We start from the raw sequence: 15,864 nt of genomic DNA, 5'->3' as shown, positions 1-15,864 counted from the left end.
CTTGTTTGTTGTCGCTGAATGCCTAATCAAGGATTTAGAACATATCCGTTTATTAACCAGCATATATGCGAATATCGGTTTAGGATTTATATTTGCTAGTCCCCTGCTTATTTGTGATCACACTCATTAGGAACAAGCACGGTAGGAAGCTGCAATCAGCAAGAAAGTAAGAAAGAAGGCTCACCCGCTAGGAGCCTTCTTATGAATGATAAAGCTGTTATGTCCGTATCGTGTTGAACTTCTTTAGTGCTTCAGAGATGCTATCAATTGTAAGCGGCTTGCTGATGTAATCATCCATTCCCGTTTGCAGATATTTCTCCCGATCTCCTAATAACGCGTTGGCAGTAACAGCAATGATATAAGGACACTTCTTAGACTCTAACGTCTCCTTCAGTACACGGGTCGCTTCAACGCCATTCATCTCAGGCATCTCAATGTCCATGAAAATGATATCGAAAGTCTCATAGGCAGCCGCTTGAATAACCTCATTCCCGTTTAAAGCGGTTTTTACCGAAACGATCCCCAATTTATCAAGCATCCTTGTCAACACAAGCTGGTTCACTTCATTATCTTCGGCTATTAACACCTTAATGGAGTGCAGCTCGGATTCGACTATGTTGTTTTTGCTGTCTGGATGTAAAACAGCATGGTTATTTTCAACCTGAAGTACAACTGTAAAATGAAAAGTAGCCCCTTTTTCTTCAGCGGACTCCACCCATATCTCCCCATGCATAAGCTCAACAAGCCGTTTGCTAATGGCGAGTCCAAGCCCGCTGCCCTCCTGTTTCCGAGTCATGAAATGTTCTAGTTGGTAGAAAGGGTCAAATAATTGATGATGTCTTGCTAGCGGAATACCGATTCCTGTATCTGACACCGTAAATTGACATCGCACCTGGTTGAAATCAGAAGATAAGCACTGAACAGTAATGGTAACGCCGCCAGAATAGGTGAACTTAATGGCATTGCCAATTAAATTAATCAAAACCTGTCTCATTCGATTAGAATCGCCGATTACGAGTTCAGGAACATTTGGATTTACGTTAATGATTAGCTCCAAATTTTTCTCTAGTGCCTTATGCGTAAGCAGATCAAGCGTTTCGGCAATGCATTCTCTTATTTGAAAAGGCTCGACTTGCAGCTCAGTCTTGCCTGACTCTATTTTGGACAGGTCCAGAATATCATTGATAAGCCTGAGCAATGTTTCGCCGCTTTTGCTAATGATAGAGACATACTCCAGCTGCTGCTCATCAAGCTCCGTCGTCTGAAGCAATAAGTCAGTCATACCAATGACCCCGTTCATTGGGGTACGAATTTCATGGCTCATCATCGCTAGAAATTCACTTTTGGCTTTGTTCATTTTTTCGGCTGTTTCTTTTGCAATGAGCAGATTCTTCTGTTCTGTAATATCCTTCATGATAAGGTAATAGCCTACCAGCCCTTTATTGACAATAATTGGCGCAACTGTTGCTAATACTTCAACAGAATGCCCACTGCTGTGGCTGATCTTGTCTATGCTTCGTTCAACGATCGTATAATCCTTATTATCGGAAAGCAACGATTTATAATTTTCCATACCGATTACGGTGGAAATGCTCAATCCAATCAGCTGTTTAACTGGATATCCAGTCAACTGCTCTGCAACCGGGTTGCCATTTATAATGTTTCCGTTCAGATCTATGGAAATGATGGCATCATGATTATATTTTTTCAGGGATGTGTACCGCTGCACGCTTTCTTCCAGATTCAGCTCTATTCTCTTTCGGTCGCTTATATCCTGTGTTGTACCCAGCATTTTAACCGGATTCCCATTGTCGTCAAAGTTGACTGCGACACGTATATTCAAAAATTTAATTTTCCCATCAGCCTGCAAATGCCGGAATTCGTGATTGAAAGGCAATCCTTCCAAAGCATCATTGAAAGCCGTTCTATATTTATTCTGATCGTCGGGATGAATAAGTGAGATCAGCTCATCCTTTTGTACAGGTTGCTTCGTATCCAAGTTGAATATTTTATAGCAATGCTCGGACATCGTAAACAGTTGCTTCGCAATGTCCCATTCCCAGCTGCCAAGCATGGCGATATTTTGTGCGGCTGCCAAGCTATCTTCATGATTTTTGCGATTGGTAATATCTCGGCCAATACCGATGAGCTTCTGAACGTTGCCTGATTCATCCTTTACGGCTTTGTACGTCGTCTCAAACCATAGATATCGGCCATCTTGATGACGAACCCTGTATGTCAGCACGTCTGGATCCGATAAAGGTGAGGATTTCAGCATTTCAAAATCATCCGGATGGTAAAGCTCGAAATTCGTTTTACCAATCAGCTCTTTCGGCTCGTATCCGAGCAAGTCACGCACAGATGGCGAAATGTAGCGGGTTATGCCATCAGGCGTGATATAAGAAATGAGATCCAGTACATTCCCAGTAATTAAATCATAATCTTCTTTGATGGCAAGCCATTCCAGCTCATTTGCCTTTTTATCGGTTATATCAGTCATATATGCAATGAAAAAAGGAGTTTCATGCTTGTTATCATCACGAATGAAAGTCAGCTTCAAATCCATCCATTTGGCATTGCCGTTTTTCTCAATGAAAAGTACCTCTTTAGCAAATAATGAATGTCCATTAAACATAGATTCATTCATATCCTGCTTTAATGCCAACCCTTCTTCGCGTCCAATCATATCCGTTAGGTTCAAAAGCGCAAGCTCAGACTGCGTATACCCGATGATTTCACATCCGGTTTGATTCACATAAAGAAACGCGCCTTCTGAAGTTAGCATAGCCATTCCAATTGGAGCTAAAGCGCAAGCTTGCGAGTAAAAATCTGTTTGATTGACAAAATGTTGCAATATAACGCCTCCAATCGCGATTTTTCCTTATTTTTTTGCATCATTCTCTACTAGTTCCTAGTATACTACTTCAACACAGAATTGAGAGGAATTTCAACAGATAATCGAGAGAAAATATGGTGAAGTTATCCAATTGGGCATACGAACGGGACGCCATCACCCTTTTACAATGTGACTATTTCGTCTTCTTTCTCGATTCTCCTCTGTTTGTTTTCAAGTTCCGCTTCGAAAAGGTTCTCAATTTCCTGCTTGTCCCCATAGACATATAAATGATCGCCTGCTTTGATTTTTATATCGCACTTCCGCAGCTTTTTATTTTCCCTTAGAATAAATAGGATGTTAAGATCATTAGTTTCTTGCATAATGCTCACCAATTGCCGCCCATTAAAAGTGGAATTCCCATGAATAATGACTTCCGTGAAAATGTCACGCTTTTCATCGATATAGAGCACTTCATGAACAGGAAGCTCATGAAGCTCGAATACTTTTTCTAATTGATGCTCTGTTTTTTGCGTTAAATAGGCTGCAATACGTTTATTCTTTAGAAAAAGAAGAACAATTGCAAGCGCAGCTGTTACCATGCCGAGCTGATAGACACGAAAGCTCTGTGCAAGAATATTGCTTAGCGAGGAAATGATAACCGCGAACGAAAACACGCCGAACACAATTAAGAAAATTGCAATCCGTCTTCGGAAAGGATGGCGCAGAACCAGCTCTGATTCTTTGGTCGTAAATCCAGTTGCTGTGAGCATGGAAACGGCTTGAAATCGGGCAATTTTATGATCAAGGCCCGTCATAATAAGCAGTGCAGCAGCGATTTCTACCACGATGCCAATAAGTACGCCATATACCACAATAAATAACCAGTCCATCTCAATTGCCCCTCTCCATACCTTTAAATCTCATGCATTCTTCTTACCATCGAGCGAGCTTAGTGAATCTATGTCCTTTATTAATGCATGATGAAACAAGAAGCGCCTAATTAAGTACCCGTATATAATGACGTATTTGAATGAGTTTGTACATGTCAAAAAGAAGCAGCCCATGTTCACATGATGAACGGAGCTGCTTGTTATCATTCACGATATTCAGGTGCGTTATCATTGCTTTTCTAACAGATGACGAGTTGGAATAGCCAACTCTTCACTTTAGGCTTGCTCCTCGTTTTTCTATTGATTTAGCCATTCGTCAATAATGAGTCTGATGGAAGCCGAATTGATTATGGAGTCAGATGCTCTCGAAGCAGTGGATGAAAGAACCGATCGTTTATCATGGGTGTTATGCCCAATAAACGTTCTTCTATTATAGGCTGTAAGCTTACGCAGCATGTATGTTAGAAAGGGGACTGCTTTAGTAAAGTCCCATTTTAATTCTGAATGGATTGCATTTATGATGTTCATCTTGGTCATCTCCTCGAAATGTAAGGCATGGTAAGAGTAAGACTCATCCGCTCACCTCTTATATTTCGAAGTATATCTTTTAATTCGCTCATCTGTGCAGGATGAACTTTTTTCACCCCAGGCATACGGAACAGGGTGAAAAAAGTTCACCCTAGCCGCATCAATTTATAGTTTGTTATACTAATACTGAAATGCAGCTACTGCAGTTGGAGGGGATTTACATGAGCCGCATACGCGTTATGCTTGTAGAAGATGATCCGTTTTGGCAGCAGAACTTGAGCTCGGATTTGGCAGAAGAACTGGATATTGAGGTCGTTGCCGTAGTTTCCACAAGGGAGTCTGCTGTAGACACGGCACTTCGGGAATCAATTGATATTATTTTGATGGATATTAATTTAACTGGCAATAATCTAGATGGCTTAGATGCCATGAAGGAAATTTTCTCGCGTATCGACACGGATACAGTAAAGGTCATCATGCTGACATCCTTAACCGAACGTGAGATTATTATGAAATCATTCCAGATTGGCGCTCTTAATTACATTACGAAGCAAAGCTACAAGGATATTGTTCGGGCCATCCGTGAAGCCTACCAAGACCGTTCTACGATTCATGCGGACGCAGCACGGATTATGCGAAGTGAAATTCAACTCATGGAATTATCGCCTATGGAACGTGAAGTTTTTGAATTGCGCAAGGAAGGCCTTAGTAAACAGCAAATATCGGATAAGCTCCATAAATCAACCAACACGATCAAATCACAACTAAAAAGCATCAAAAACAAACTAACTCATTTCCGCGGTGATTAAGTTGCGGGTTTTTGCGTTGAAGCAAGTACGTTGACGACTTTAGGGTTAGTAGGTTCGATAGGAGTATAGCGATTCATGGGGAATTGGAGCAGGAAAGTCGTGCCCTCCCCGATTTCCGTATCTGCAATCGATAACATACCGCCATGCTTTCGCATAACCGCAGCGCAATAAGATAACCCAAGTCCATGATTGCTGGTGTTTTTTTTGGTTGTGTAGAAAGGCTCGAAAATTTTGGAGAGCTGCTCCTTCGGTATTCCGCATCCGTTATCCTTAACCTCGATGATGAAATTTCGTTTGGTCGTGATTGACCGAAGTATAATCATACCTCCCTCGTTTTCCATCGCATCGACTGCATTCTGCAGCAAATTGGACAATACCTCCTTGATATGAACGGAATCGCCATTCAATATGCCACTATTTCCATCGGGAAATTGAATGATAACTGCACGCCTATCGAATAGCGGCTGCATCGGCATGATAACGGATGCGAAGAGCTGCTGAAGCTGAATAGGCATTTCATTAATGATAATATCATCTGCCTTATCCTTGATTTGGTTGACCATGCTCAGCAGATGGGCGGTTACTGCATGAATTTGCTCGATGGATTGGAGTGACTTTTCAGTCTGTCCGTTATGTATAAAGCTCTGCGTTTTTTCCGTTAAGTAATCGATTTTTTGAATTTCATTTTTAATGGAATGGTTTAGAATAGATACCCCCATCGTTAAGGCGCGCATGGATGAATCCAGCTTCTCGCGCTCAATTCGAAGTTTCACGCCGAGAAAACCGTATTTGACGCTATAATAGATAATAACTGCTACGAGACCCAAAATGATGACCACATTTAGCTGCCACGCTCCGTTACTCTCCAAAGTAAAATGCCATTCCTCCAGCGTTAACTTGCGGAAGCCGATAAAATCGGAAACAAAAGCCCATAACGTACCGAACGAAAATAAAAAAGCTGCCCTTCTCTTGTTTCTTTTTAAGAGATGGTCCTTCTCACGGAGATAAGCAGCATGATAGAAAAGGTAACCTAGAAAAAAATAGGCGCCGCTCCACCAACGAAATGTACGAATATCAAAGCTGTTCCATGGCTCACGAACCAGATGTAATGCCAGCAGGATGAATGCCGGCAGAGCTAACACCGCGCTTAGTAACCACTTCACTTTTGAAGATCGCAAAGCCCCCATCCATAAGCCGCCCATACTTGTTGCAAGCGGAAACAAGTAGAAATAGATGGTCATCGCCGATACGCTGAGATGAAAGACGAAGGTGCTCCAGAAGGGATTTAGCCATTCATAAGGAAGAATAAAAGGCATAATCGTTAAATGTATGGAAAAGGTAAAGCTCGCCATCCCCCCTGTAATCAGGGTAAAAGAAATCCAAACATTACGTTTAAAGCTATAACGAAGAAAAACGATACCCATTGTCCATAAAGATAAGAACATGAGTATATATAGGACATTCACGATTACCCTCCTACCTTGATTTTTATATTTACGTATGAATTCGCGCTGCAGCAAAAATATCCTTTATTTAATTAAACCCGATTTATGATGATCCTTATATCGCGATCCGCCAATGTATATTATATCGGCAAATCAAGCATGTAATGTTAAACGAGTCTGTGATGAAAGGATTGAGGCTTCGTTTGCTTCAGTCGGTGCCGAACAGCGAAACGCCCCCAGTGTTAGCTGGGGGGAATTCTGCTGGCTGTGAGATAGATCCAGGCGTGCCATTTGTATTCGGGGTATATACATGAAGCCCTGCGTTGAAGAGATAGTTTTGCGCATTGTTGTTGTCCCAAGTGCCGCTGCCGTTATTGAACACCGCTTCGAGCTGGGTTGCTGTTCCGAGGGCAATCGTTATTTCGGCATAGCCGCTAACCTCGGAATCAGCCATAGGCTTGCCGGGTACAGCCGTCCAGGCTCCGCCTGCCGGGCGGTAGTGGATGTATGGCGCTGCATACCCCTTCTTGTAATATATCGTGACGCTGTTCCCCACTGTGACTGGATTAGTCGTTTCGGATATGACGTTACTAACATCCGATACATTGCCTGCTGCATCATATGCTTTAACTGAAAAGCTATAGGCAGTTGCTGCAGACAGACCAGTATGTGAATAGCTTGTGGAAGGCGTCGTTGCCACTTTGGCTCCGTTACGCCAAAGCTCGTAACCCGTGACGCCTACCGTATCGGTGGATGCCGTCCAGCTTAACGTAACAGCGGAATCCGTTTTACCTGTGACAGCTAAGCTGCTTGGTGCACTTGGCGCTGTGGTATCTGGATTTGGAGTTGGTCCAGCCGTAATCATGCCAGTTGCGCCACTAGCACCCGGAGTATACGTCCAAATCCCTGTGCTGAAAAGGTAGTTTTGTGATTGATTGCTATCCCATGTACCGCTCCCGTTATTAAAGCAGGCCTCCAATTGGGTTGCTGTTCCAATATTGATCGTCAGCTTGGCATAACCGCTGATTTCGGCGTTTGGCATTGCCGTACCGGGTACCGTGGTCCACGTTCCTCCAACTGGCCGGTAATGGATATATGGCGTTGCAAATCCTTTTTTATAATAAACGGTTACGGTGTTCGTGCTTGGCGCTGTCGTGTCTATTCCTTGCGGGGCTCCTGCTGTGATCACGCCTGCCGTTCCGTTAGTGCTCGGCATGAAGGTGAACACCCCTTCGTTAAAGAGATAGTTCTGCATATTGTTGCTGTCCCAGGTACCGCTGCCATTATTGAAGACTACTTCTAATTGGATCGCAGATCCAATCTCGATCGTTATTTTGGAATAGCCGGCTATTTCAGAATTTGGTATTGGCTGGCCAGGTGCCGTCGTCCATATACCGCCTGTCGGTCGATAATGAATAAAAGGCGAGGCATATCCCTTTTTGTAATAAATCGTCACTTGGTTGTCGCCTGGCTGCACGATAGGACCCGCATGATTGATGACATACTGCTTGAAGCCTGCCAGGTTGCCTGTAGGCGAGCCATCTTGATTAACGACATTTGCTAAGCGAAGCAGCGTAAAGCCGTTATAGCTCCATTTCATGATCTGTTCTTCAATCTTCTGGAAGCTGCCGGTCGGCAAAGCATTTTCCCCATTCAAGCGTACGCCTTTCACATTCGCAATCGAGGAAACTGTGTCAACCAAAGTCGAAGGCTGTGAATATGCTGGTGCCGTACCGCTATCGTACATCTCCAGCGCGGTAAACGTTAAATCCAAATCACTGTCTTTGAATTTTTGGATAATGCCATTGTAATTATAATAACCCGCCGCATGCTCTGCGCTATGCGGAGCTGATGAGTTGTTCATCTGCCAATGGATGCCTGAGATTTTGGCGCCAATTCGAACGCCGAATGTCGAATCTAGCTGTGTATGTGCTGCCTCACCGATGACGCCTAGATGATTCTCAAGCACACTTTGATTCCATGCTAGAAAATCCTTACCGTAATTTGTTTGATAACCTCCTGTGGCATAGAAGGAATCGCCATCTGACGGTGGGTTGATTTGGCTAACATTCGTTAATTGCAGCCCCCATGCTTGGTTTACCCCCGTTAAGGAGCCGTATTTGGTCGTCATAGCTGTTCGGAAAGCCGTTTTTGCTGTGTCGGTGTACACTTGGAACTTCCCTCGTGAAGGATAGCTCCAGCCTGCGGAATGATAATAGGATGGGTAGCGCAGCTCGCCTGACGGGCCGGCGCTTAGATAGATTTTGGAGATGACGGGCTTATAGCTTGCGAAGTTTTGGGCAAATGAGGCGTAAAGTTCATTGTATTGCGTAGCAATTCCGCTCCAGAACGGCGATATGGCTTCATTGTTGACGTAGCCGCTTTCGCTTTTGTACTTCATTTCATCGGCTGTCCCTTTGCTCCATAACCAAGAAGGAATCGGAATGTTGCAATCATCTCCGGGATTGCCGCCACAGGTATGCGTCGATAGAATAGGAACCCATTTCAAACCCGATTCAATGACTGCATTCGCGTACGTTTTGTAATAGCTCCAATCAAATTGGTTGTCTCCTGCAGCTTCTACGTCCCCCCACCAAACATCAGTCGTTAAAGCGTAAACCCCGTTATTTTTCAGCGTAATCAATTGGTTCTTAAAAGCGTTCCAATCGGTTATTTTCGTTAATGGTGCCATTACCGATGCTTGAAAATCATTGGCTACATTAGCGCTTGCGGCCCCGGTAAAGGAACCGAAGAACGTGGATAAGAACATCACGGCACTTAATCCAAATAAACAAACCTTCCTCCAAATCGTGTTTCTTGCATACAATACGATCAGCCTCCTGTTTTCTTATATTTTCGTAATCCCTTACAAGTTCATCTTAAAAGGATTCATGATGATTGAACACGCAATTCCTTGTACTAAAAGGTGGAATATTTTGTCTACTCTGCACAAAATAGAGCTTCTGCTCAAGTTGCAAGCAGAAGCCCTAACGTTTTTTATATGCTTATTGGCGTCTATTATCTATTAGGAACCTAAGACGATGGCTCGCTTGCTTGCTCCAACCATATATCTTTTAAATCAATCCAACCAAGCGAGTTTACCCCTACTCCCTTGATATTTGGATTATAGTAGGTGTTGAGCTTCTTGTGCAGCAGGAAAATGACCATATGCTCTTGCTTCAGCTTGGCTTCTATGGACAGCAAACGCTGCCAAAGATTCACATATTCCTTGCTGGCTAGAGCGTCATCGATCGTGTTCTTCACCCAGCCGCTGATTTTCGGGTCCAAATGTGTTCTTAAGAAATTACCGGTCTGCTCATATAGCTCGATAAAGCATACCTCGTCCTCCGCGAAAACGACACAGTATAAGAGACAGTCTGCGTTGCGGAGAATATGAGGCTCGCGAATGGTTTCCCATGTTTCCACCTGTACGGTAATATTTACGCCATACACGGCCAAATGCTGTTTAAGCCATAATGCATCCTGCTCATGGATGCCATACGTGCAAATGCGAATTGCCGTCCCATCATAACCTGATTGTCGAATCAGCTCGATGGCAAGTTCGATATCCCCGCGATCCTCCCAGCTGGCTGCTAGGTCATTCGGATGAAACCCTCGTGCAGGATAGATCAGGTCCTCTCCAAGCTCTCGAATCATACGTGAACGGTCGATGAGCAGGTCAATCCCTTGACGGAAGTCTGCTGACTGATGGATGCCCTGCTTGCCTAAATTCCAAGTTAATAGGCTGCACCCGTTACAAACGGATTCGATTTTTTGCCAGCCGTGCTTCGGTTCTTTTTCCCTAAGGTCATGATCGACCAGCAATTGCTCCCAGCTCTTCGAATATTCGAATGTATTCTCCGGCATAATGACGATGACAACGCCATCAAGATGAGCCCGACCGCCGAAATACTGTGTATTTGCAGCCATTGTAAATCTGTCAGCAGTCCATTCCATAAAGTGAAATGGTCCTGTTCCTACCGGATGCTCCCAGAAATGATCATCCTGCTCGACTAATTCATGGGGGACGATGGACAATCCAGGCGAGCAAAGGAACCGCGGAAACAACCAATTGGGCTTCTCCAGCGTAATTTTGACCGTTCGTTTGTTCTTGATCTCTATTCGGGCAACGGACCGTACGTACCACCCGGAAGCGCTGCTTCCTTGAAGACGGTTGAGCGAATAGGCCACGTCATCTGCAGTTAATTCCCTACCGTGGTGGAAGAACACCCCTTTGCGAAGGTGAAACGTCCATTCCGTGCCGTGAGAATTGGACTCCCAAGCATGAGCAAGTGCGGGGACGATTTGGTCAGCCGCACGGTCGAACCGAACCAAGCAATCAAACAGCTGCTTAACCATATGCGCGCTGAAGGAATAATAAAGATCTTTCGGATCCAGCGTCAGAATGGGCCGATAAACGGGCAGACGCAATATATCCGCATCTTGGTCATCGACCTTCTCGGTGCGGTAACCGAAATGTCCATTCAACCAATTCGCGAACTGGCTCCTCACCGAGGTTCCTTCCCCAAACTGATCAATCAGCTCAAAGGCTAGCCTGTATTCTCCTTTCTGCGCTGTCAATTGCGCGAGTTGATACAGCAGCTTTTCCCTAGGCTGGAGAAAGGTTATTTGTGAGCGGTTGCCACGGCCACGCCCTCCGGTCCATGAGATAAAACCGTCTTCTCCAAGTTTTTTGAGAATGAGCTTTACGTTCCGCTCCGTGCAGTGCAGCGTCTCCGAGAGCTCCTCCAGCGTTATCGGAATGGGGATCCCAGCTCCCTCCGCATTCGCGTGCTTCATATATAAAAGCAGATATCGTTCATGAGACAACAACTTGGCGCCCTCCTTGCCTAACTTCGCTTCCAAATAAAAGGGGAAATATCTGAAACAGATTATACTCTTTTTATCCCCTTTTCGCGACTGCATAATTAAGGTACACCAAACAGACGGCTTGAGGAGGAAACGAGATGTTACCACATGACTATATCGCTGAGAAACGTTGGAACGAGCAAGAACGGGAATGGGAGCTTCGGGTAAAGCGAGGCGAGTTCCTGGATGGAACGGCAGCAAACCGTTCATTAATAAGAAGATGGCTCTCTGAGCTCGCCTCATCCAAGAAGCGAGCGAAAGCCCGTAAACGTAAAAAAAACGTTCCAAATCAAAATGGAAACAGCTTCGATTAACAACAAAAAAAGACTAATCTCCAACAACGAGATTAGCCTTTGTGCTGCCAGTTAGTCATCAAGCAAGGATTTGACGAACCGAAGCGCGAACAGAATGATGTTCACGAGATCCAGATAGATGTTGACGACCATTAACGGAATTTCGCGCTCATCGAACCCTTCCTTCGACATCCTGCTGAAGTCATATAGCGTGTACCCAATGAAGATCAGCAGGCCAAATCCCGCATACACCGTCTCCATTACGCCAACAAACGGAACGAAAAATTGGATAAGACCAAGTACAATTAATCCAATTAACGATGCGAACAAAAACCCTCCGAGGAAACGAAAATCCTCCTTCGAGTAAGTCGCATAAATGGCCAACCCGGCATATACAAGAATGGCTACCCCAACGGTTTCCAAAACGACCGCGGTTCCGATTGTTGCTATGTAATAACTAATTGCGAACTGAAGCGTCGCTCCGGAAACAGCCATAAACGCATACATTAATGAATAGCCGATCGCTTTGGACTTTCTTAAAAACATAATGCCGACTATGAGTGCAAGCTCCAATATGAACAAAGGAATTCTTGCAACAGGCGGCAGCAGCGTTCCAAGCAGCATTCCGCCGATAGATACAAGCAAGGCAAAGAAAAACGTTAACATCAGTTTTTGCATAGGCTTTCCGTATCCGCTTGTTTGACTATAGCTCATCTTCTCTTTCTCCTCGTATTGATGTGATTTTGACCCCATAATACCATGAATAAACGTGATTAAAAAGAGCATTCAAATAAACGTGCCAATAAAAGTAAAAAACCTTCATTCTTATGGCTAGAAAAGAAATGAAGGTGGTTGGCAAATGGTCCTGCTATATGGTTTATGTGTTTAGAATGAGCTTAAGACCTTCTATTTTCAACTGATCCATACGCGAAACCCAATCCTTTATCGTCTCGTATGTCTGGTCCGACAGCCCGAACTGTTTCTTTAAATCTTCCGTCAACTTCTTTTCATCATCATTGTAATCGCCGTCGGCGTAGATGAGCAGTAGGATTTCAGCGAAAAAGATATTTTTCAAATGCTCGTCATTCAGGCTGCCGACGATATCCGTCAGCCGCTTGCCAGGTGTAAATTGAACTTCCGTGGGCTGAATATCCATTTCATTCATATAAGATTGCAAATAGTTTTGTTCCTTCTTATGTACGTATCCGTCAGCATTTGCGACGACATGGGCAAGCTCCAGAAATGCAATTTTATGTTCTTTGGACTGAATGAAATTCAAAAACAATAGGTCCACTCCCTTAATATTTAAATTGATAGTTAACGTATTCGACATGGATTGAGCATTTCCTACAAGCTTCTTTTTTCTTTTCTCGCATGCAGCTGTTTAACTCGGTTGTCGATCTGTTTAATTTTATAGGAAAAGGAGCGTGACCACAAATGAGAAGCAAGTCACAAGCGGTACAATTTATAAAATGCCTTTACAGTCGTTTCCGGGAGGATGACGTTCCTGCACTAGGGGCGCAACTAACGTATTACTTGATTCTATCGTTTTTCCCGTTTTTAATTTTCATGGTCAGCTTGCTTGGTTTTATCGAGTTATCCGGCGATAGCGTGATCGCACAATTTATTCGGGTGCTTCCTGCGGAAGCTAGCGATACGCTCAGCGGAATTCTCTCCGAGGTCGTTGACAACAGCAGCGGTACTCTGCTTTCCTTCGGGATGATCGCTACCATATGGTCTGCTTCCAACGGCATCAACGCAATTATGAAAGGACTCAACAAAGCATATGACGTGGCGGAGCAACGCCCTTTCTGGAAGGTGCGCGGCATTTCCGTGCTTGCTACTGTCTTTCTTGTGGTTGTCATCATATTAGTTATGGTTATGCTCATATTCGGTCAAGCGATCGGTCAGTATTTATTTGAATGGCTCAGTTATCCGAGCGGCTTCCAATGGATATGGGGCATAATCAAATACCTCATTCCAATTGCAGCAATGGCATGTGCCTTCACTTTGTTGTATTGGATCGTGCCGAGCCGAAGGTTAAGCCTTAAAGAGGTGGTTCCGGGAGCATTGTTCGCAACCTTTGGTTGGATTATCACTTCGATCTCTTTCCAATTTTACATCAACAATTTCTCGAACTATTCAAAAACCTACGGAAGCCTTGGAGGAATGATCATTCTATTAATCTGGCTCTACATGAGCTCGATTCTCATTATGCTTGGGGGTGAGATCAACGCAACGCTCGCATCTGCGAGGAATAAGCCGCCGCAATCCAAAACAGCCAGACATAGCTTTCGGCTGCCTGTCGACAAAAGCAAAAACATAAACCTGACCTGATCTATGGCTTGCTTGATGGAACCTCGTTCAATATTCGCTTGCCAGTTACGCTTGAACGCATACGGGCATATGGGCATATGCTGATGTATCTGAATGCGAGGAGAAATTAAACATGTATCCCTATCAGCATGAGTGGATGACCTGGACATACCCCCATCCTCATCCCTATACGAATGTTTATCCTGTATGTGCTCGCTATGCCCCTAGACCGAGTGAACAGCCGCTTACCTTCGTTTTGATCCACGGAGCCTGGGCAGATACGAGCTTCTGGGATGGAATAGCCGCCGAGCTTCGCAAAATGGGGCATACCGTCTTCGTGCCGGAATATCCGGGTCATGGAGCCTATACGAATAAAAATGTGACACATGCGATGCTAACGCAATCGATCGTAGACGACATCGTCGCGCGAGACCTGCATAATATCGTGCTGGTTGGCCATAGCTTTGGCGGCACGCTCGTGCAGACGGTAGCCCAGCAGATACCAGACCGACTGAAACGGCTTGTTTTCTGGAATGCCTTCGTACTTAATGACGGTGAAATGGTTGCCGATGAATTCCCGCCGGCATATTTGGCCTTATTCAAACAGCTGAGAGAAAGCACGACTGACGATACGATTTTGCTGCCATTTCCGATATTTCGCGACACCTTCGTTAATTTAGCCAGCTTAGGCATGGCCGAATACATCTACAATCAGATCAGCCCGGAATCCGCCAAACCAAGTTACGAAAAGCTTGATCTCAAAAAATTTTACAGCCTCGCCGTTCCGAAAAGCTATATTTATTTGACGGAGGATAACGTATTGCCTCAGTTTAATAGTGAATACGGCTGGCATCCGCATATGTCCAACCGATTAGGTCTATTCCGATATATAGAAGGAAATGGCGACCATATGACAACGGCAAAAACCAATCCGGCCATGCTTGCCCAAAAAATCTACGAAGCCGGAAGAGATTGATTATCCCTAATAATAGAAAGGCTCAAGCTGCAGTCAATTTCCATGTCTGCGGCCTGAGCCTTTCTTTGTGTTCGTTGAGCGATACGGTTAAGGAACATATTGCTGAACAATGCGTGTAATTTCACCGTTCTGAACGGTCAAATGATAAGGGAAGCTTTTGATATCCAGATCATCCTCTGTGCTCAGCAGTTTGACAAACGTTTCTATTGAAATGGGCTCATTCCAAATGATATCCGCTTCGGCTGCATTGCCGGTACGGTTGTAGATTTGCATCAGTACCTCGGCATCCTCCGCAATGGGAAGGTCGTGCAGGCTGCTCTCGTCATTAATAATATAGTAGTCGTCCGGTGGTCCATCCAGTTCGGAGTCCCCTTCTCGTTCAAGAAACGGCGCAATGGCTTCTTGGCCTTCGAACCAATCAATTCCGTCAATGGACAAAATGTAGTGGCCATCTCGCTCCTGCACCTGCTCGATATAACCGCTTTCCATATCCGACGATTGCTCTAGCGGTGTATATTCACGGCCTCCCGTCGGCGCAAAGCTAAAGGCCGTGAGACAAGCTATCGCGACAACTGCGATCATTCCAAATTTTTTCATAGCGCTGACGCTCCTTTTGGGTATGGTTTATATTTATATTCTGCTTACTTATACAATATAACGAAAACGGGGCTCAATAAGTTACAGAAAGGATACAAATGATTTGCAAGAAGAAACGGCTTCGCCGTCCTCTGCAAGAGGAGGGTATCCGTTTCTCGTAGATATAGAAGAATACTTTATCGCGTGAAACATATTAAGTCTTTTATTTAAGACGAATTGTCAAGCTAAGTGCGACACCTCGTCCATGAAAGCTTCGTGAGCCGACCTCCACCCTAGACATTTACGGGGCCGGTTGTTAATCAAAC

General features: G+C 44.5%; 12 protein-coding genes. 4 read left to right on the top strand and 8 right to left on the bottom strand.

From position 1 onward, the window contains the following. Window positions 1-217 precede the first annotated feature (217 nt). The gene (locus FHS16_RS18755) at window positions 218-2,854 is read right to left on the bottom strand and encodes a PAS domain S-box protein (protein ID WP_183565968.1); all 2,637 of its coding nucleotides are present in this window, start codon (window positions 2,852-2,854) and stop codon (window positions 218-220) included. Window positions 2,855-3,018: 164 nt separating this feature from the next. Then, window positions 3,019-3,726, bottom strand: a complete 708-nt coding sequence (locus FHS16_RS18750) for a hypothetical protein (protein WP_183565965.1) — start codon at window positions 3,724-3,726, stop codon at window positions 3,019-3,021. 749 nt (window positions 3,727-4,475) lie between these two features. Here FHS16_RS18750 and FHS16_RS18745 point away from each other — a divergent pair. Beyond that, a complete protein-coding gene (locus FHS16_RS18745) occupies window positions 4,476-5,063 on the top strand; it encodes a response regulator transcription factor (RefSeq protein WP_183565962.1) in 588 nt (195 codons plus the stop codon). Here FHS16_RS18745 and FHS16_RS32470 read toward each other — a convergent pair. The 3 genes from FHS16_RS32470 to FHS16_RS18730 all read right to left on the bottom strand — a co-directional run bounded on the left by FHS16_RS32470 (window position 5,060) and on the right by FHS16_RS18730 (window position 11,338). Further along, complete coding sequence (locus FHS16_RS32470; protein ID WP_183565959.1) at window positions 5,060-6,529, bottom strand: ATP-binding protein; 1,470 nt, start codon at window positions 6,527-6,529, stop codon at window positions 5,060-5,062. The genes FHS16_RS18745 and FHS16_RS32470 overlap by 4 nt on opposite strands. Window positions 6,530-6,716: 187 nt before the next feature. Continuing rightward, on the bottom strand, window positions 6,717-9,341 hold the full coding sequence (locus tag FHS16_RS18735) for a family 14 glycosylhydrolase (RefSeq protein ID WP_376769683.1): 2,625 nt from the start codon (window positions 9,339-9,341) through the stop codon (window positions 6,717-6,719). A gap of 200 nt (window positions 9,342-9,541) precedes the next feature. Next, window positions 9,542-11,338, bottom strand: coding sequence for an SgrR family transcriptional regulator (locus tag FHS16_RS18730; RefSeq protein WP_183565955.1), 1,797 nt, complete (start codon window positions 11,336-11,338; stop codon window positions 9,542-9,544). 137 nt (window positions 11,339-11,475) lie between these two features. On the opposite strand from FHS16_RS18730, the gene FHS16_RS18725 reads away from it, so the two are divergent. Further along, on the top strand, window positions 11,476-11,691 hold the full coding sequence (locus tag FHS16_RS18725) for a hypothetical protein (RefSeq protein WP_183565952.1): 216 nt from the start codon (window positions 11,476-11,478) through the stop codon (window positions 11,689-11,691). 51 nt (window positions 11,692-11,742) lie between these two features. Here FHS16_RS18725 and FHS16_RS18720 read toward each other — a convergent pair whose 3' ends face one another. Both FHS16_RS18720 and FHS16_RS18715 read right to left on the bottom strand, forming a co-directional pair. Continuing rightward, window positions 11,743-12,384 carry a Bax inhibitor-1/YccA family protein gene (locus FHS16_RS18720; RefSeq protein ID WP_183565949.1) on the bottom strand — a complete coding sequence of 214 codons (642 nt, stop codon included), beginning with the start codon at window positions 12,382-12,384 and terminating at the stop codon, window positions 11,743-11,745. 163 nt (window positions 12,385-12,547) lie between these two features. Then, a complete protein-coding gene (locus FHS16_RS18715; RefSeq protein ID WP_183566373.1) occupies window positions 12,548-12,955 on the bottom strand; it encodes a tellurite resistance TerB family protein in 408 nt (135 codons plus the stop codon). Between the two features lie 152 nt (window positions 12,956-13,107). Between FHS16_RS18715 and FHS16_RS18710 the strand changes: the two genes are divergently transcribed. After that, the gene (locus FHS16_RS18710; RefSeq protein ID WP_183565946.1) at window positions 13,108-14,007 is read left to right on the top strand and encodes a YihY/virulence factor BrkB family protein; all 900 of its coding nucleotides are present in this window, start codon (window positions 13,108-13,110) and stop codon (window positions 14,005-14,007) included. Between the two features lie 112 nt (window positions 14,008-14,119). Beyond that, window positions 14,120-14,962 (top strand): alpha/beta fold hydrolase, encoded by an 843-nt coding sequence (locus FHS16_RS18705; RefSeq protein ID WP_183565943.1) that lies wholly within the window; start codon window positions 14,120-14,122, stop codon window positions 14,960-14,962. Window positions 14,963-15,049: 87 nt separating this feature from the next. Here FHS16_RS18705 and FHS16_RS18700 read toward each other — a convergent pair whose 3' ends face one another. After that, window positions 15,050-15,559: a hypothetical protein gene (locus FHS16_RS18700; protein ID WP_183565940.1), complete on the bottom strand. Its 510-nt coding sequence runs from the start codon at window positions 15,557-15,559 to the stop codon at window positions 15,050-15,052. Between the last annotated feature and the right edge of the window lie 305 nt (window positions 15,560-15,864).

The organism is Paenibacillus endophyticus (assembly GCF_014192395.1).
In the GTDB taxonomy this organism is placed as follows: domain Bacteria; phylum Bacillota; class Bacilli; order Paenibacillales; family Paenibacillaceae; genus Pristimantibacillus; species Pristimantibacillus endophyticus.
This window is presented reverse-complemented; position numbering and strand designations above follow the sequence as displayed.

Excerpts from the sequence above, each read along its gene's own strand:
- FHS16_RS18710 (WP_183565946.1), top strand. The coding sequence starts at position 13,108 with ATGAGAAGCAAGTCACAAGCGGTACAATTTATAAAATGCCTTTACAGT.
- FHS16_RS18720 (WP_183565949.1), bottom strand. The coding sequence starts at position 12,384 with ATGAGCTATAGTCAAACAAGCGGATACGGAAAGCCTATGCAAAAACTG.
- FHS16_RS18745 (WP_183565962.1), top strand. The coding sequence starts at position 4,476 with ATGAGCCGCATACGCGTTATGCTTGTAGAAGATGATCCGTTTTGGCAG.
- FHS16_RS18700 (WP_183565940.1), bottom strand. The coding sequence starts at position 15,559 with ATGAAAAAATTTGGAATGATCGCAGTTGTCGCGATAGCTTGTCTCACG.
- FHS16_RS18750 (WP_183565965.1), bottom strand. The coding sequence starts at position 3,726 with ATGGACTGGTTATTTATTGTGGTATATGGCGTACTTATTGGCATCGTG.
- FHS16_RS18705 (WP_183565943.1), top strand. The coding sequence starts at position 14,120 with ATGTATCCCTATCAGCATGAGTGGATGACCTGGACATACCCCCATCCT.
- FHS16_RS18725 (WP_183565952.1), top strand. The coding sequence starts at position 11,476 with ATGTTACCACATGACTATATCGCTGAGAAACGTTGGAACGAGCAAGAA.